This is a genomic window from Candidatus Effluviviaceae Genus V sp., from assembly GCA_014728125.1.
In the GTDB taxonomy this organism is placed as follows: domain Bacteria; phylum Joyebacterota; class Joyebacteria; order Joyebacterales; family Joyebacteraceae; genus WJMD01.
Map to the genome: position 1 here is coordinate 1 of WJMD01000105.1, position 2,800 is coordinate 2,800.

The following is a 2,800-nucleotide window of genomic DNA, read 5'->3' on the forward strand; positions in this document are numbered from 1 at the left end:
CGTCTATCTGGCGGCAGTCAAGGAGACGGGGGTCCGGCCCATCTGCGACCCGACCGTCGAGCTCGACAAGGAGCCGAAGGACGGCGAGTACCGCTTCACGGCGACGTTCGAGGTGCGTCCCGACATCGAGATCACGGACTACGAGGGGATGGAGTTCACCGAGAAGGTGCCGGTCGTGACGTCCGAGGACGTCGACCGCGCAATCCAGGAACTCCGCGAGGAGCGCGCCGACCTCCAGCCGGTTCAGCGGGAGTCCGTTCCCGGCGACTACGTCATGTTCACGTACCAGCGGCTCGACGAGAACGGCGAGCCGGTCGAGACGGAGCAGGAGCCCCAGACACAGGCGTGCGAGCTCGGAAAGCAGATGGCGCCGCCGGAGTTCGAGGAGGCCCTGGAGGGCGTCCGGCCGGGGGAGACGAAGGACGTCGACTTCACGCTGCCCGAGGACTACGCCGACAAGACGCTGGCAGGGAAGACGCTGCGCTTCAGGCTGAACGTGCAGGATGTCCGCGAGAAGCGCCTCCCACCCATCGACGACGACTTCGCGCGGTCGGTCGGCCAGTTCTCGACGCTGCTCGACCTCCGGGTGGGCGTCAGGAACAGCCTCGAGACGCAGGCCAGGATGGCCGCGCGCCGGAAGGTGGAGCAGGAGATCGTCGAGGCCATCGTTGAGAAGAACCCGTTCGAGCTCCCGGAGTGCCTCGTCCAGCAGCGGCTCGGTGAGATGTACAATCGCGCGAACGAGGGGCGCCCTGAGGGGCAGGGCATCGACGAGAAGGAGTTCATCGAGGTCTACCGACCGGTCGTGGAGAAGCAGATCAGGGCGGGGCTCGTGCTAGGCGCCATCGCGGAGCAGCAGGACATCGATGTCAGCCGTGCCGACGTCGAGGAGCGCGTTCGCACCTCGGCCGAGGCGCGCGGACTCGACTTCGACGAGACGATGAAGAGCCTCGAGGGAACCGACATGCTGTCCCAGATCCAGGACGACATCTGGCTCACGAAGGTGCACGGGCATCTGGCCGACGTGTCGACCATCAAGTCCGAGGAAGTCAACCTCTCCGATGAGAAGAAGGAGGAGTAGGACGCATGGGACTGACCCCGTTCGTGATCGAGCAGACGCGCTACGGTGAGCGCTCCTACGACATCTTCTCGCGGCTGCTGCGCGACAACATCGTGTTCATCGGGATGCCGATCGACGACCGCGTGGCGAACATCGTGATCGCCCAGCTCCTGTTCCTCGAGGCCCAGGATTCGAAGCGCGACATCTACATCTACATCAACAGCCCCGGCGGCTACGTCGCCTCGGGACTCGCGATCTACGACACGATCCAGTACATCCGTCCCGACGTCCACACGATCTGCATGGGTCAGGCGGCCAGCATGGGCGCCGTGCTTCTTGCGGCGGGGAGTGCCGGCAAGCGTTCGGCCCTGCCGCACGCGCGCGTCATGATCCACCAGCCGGCCGGGGGCAGCGAAGGCCAGGCGAGCGACATCGAGATCTATGCCAAGGAGATCGTGCACATGCGCGAGCGGCTCATCGAGATCCTCGCGCGTCACACCGGGCAGTCGACCGATCAGATCCGGAAGGACTCGGACCGGAACTTCTTCATGTCCGCAGAGGAGGCGAAGGAGTACGGGGTCATCGATCAGGTGATCACCGGGCGGCAGGAGATTCCGACCCCGAAGTAGCCCGAAACACCCACGGGGCAGGGGTTGCGCGTCCGACGGGCACGACTATGTTGGTCACCGGTCTGACACCGGGGCCTGCTGAGGTGCGGAGGCCTCACACAGCGTACGACAGACAGGAGACTCAATGCTTCGCATCGAGCACGACGACGAGATAATCGAGTTCAGCGACAAGCTGCCGATCGTGCCGCTTCGCGATCTCGTGCTCTTCCCACGCATGATCGTCCCGCTTCTCGTCGGGCGCCCGAAGTCTGTGAAGGCGCTTGAGGAGGTCATGCACACGGACAAGATCATGTTCGTCGTGACGCAGCGCGATGTCGAGACGCAGGAGCCGACGCCGGACGACCTCTACCGAGAGGGGACCGTGGTCCGCGTGCTTCAGCTCCTGAGACTTCCCGACGGCACAATGAAGGTCCTCGTCGAGGGCCTCTCGAGGGCGTCCGTCCGGCGGTTCATGTCACAGGACGATTACCTCGCCGCCAGGATAGAGCTTCAGGACGAAGCGGCCGAGCGCACGGTCGAGACCGAGGCGCTCATGCGCAGCGTCGGAAGCCAGTTCGAGGAGTACGTCAACCTCTCGCGGAAGATCCCGCAGGAGGTGCTCATCTCCGTGATGAGCATGGAGGACGTGTCGCGCTTCGCCGACACCGTCGCGACGCATCTGGCCGGCAAGATCGAGGACAAGCAGAAGGTCCTCGAGGCCGTCGATGTCACGGAGCGTTTGCGCATCCTCGCGCGCGCCCTCTCCGGCGAGCTCGAGATCCTGCGACTCGAGAGGAAGATCGAGAACCAGGTACGGGAGCAGCTGCAGAAGAGCCAGAAGGAGTTTTACCTTCATCAGCAGATGAAGGCCATCCAGGAGGAACTGGGACAGGAGGGCGAGGGGGCGCCCGAGGTCGCCGAGCTCGTGAAGGCCGTCGAAGAGGCCAGCATGAGCGAGGAGGCCGAGAAGAAGGCGCTCAAGGAGCTCGACCGCCTGAAGAAGATGTCCCCGATGTCGCCCGAGGCCACGGTCGTCCGGACCTATATCGAGTGGCTGACGACGATGCCGTGGGACAAGAGAACGAAGGACCGCTCGGACATCAAGGAGGTCGAGCAGATCCTCGAGGACGAC

General features: G+C 64.5%; 3 protein-coding genes. All 3 read left to right on the plus strand.

Annotated features, from left to right (window positions below; translation table 11 throughout):
- Window positions 1–1,081, plus strand: a 1,081-nt coding sequence (tig, locus tag GF405_06430; protein ID MBD3367794.1) for a trigger factor, incomplete at its 5' end; no start/stop codon positions are given.
- Window positions 1,082–1,086: 5 nt separating this feature from the next.
- A complete protein-coding gene (clpP, locus tag GF405_06435) occupies window positions 1,087–1,689 on the plus strand; it encodes an ATP-dependent Clp endopeptidase proteolytic subunit ClpP (protein MBD3367795.1) in 603 nt (200 codons plus the stop codon).
- A 124-nt stretch (window positions 1,690–1,813) separates the two neighbouring features.
- Window positions 1,814–2,800, plus strand: a 987-nt coding sequence (locus GF405_06440) for an endopeptidase La (GenBank protein ID MBD3367796.1), incomplete at its 3' end; no start/stop codon positions are given.

Bases quoted from the DNA above. Each gene is read 5' to 3' on its own strand.
- clpP (MBD3367795.1), top strand. From the start codon at position 1,087: ATGGGACTGACCCCGTTCGTGATCGAGCAGACGCGCTACGGTGAGCGC.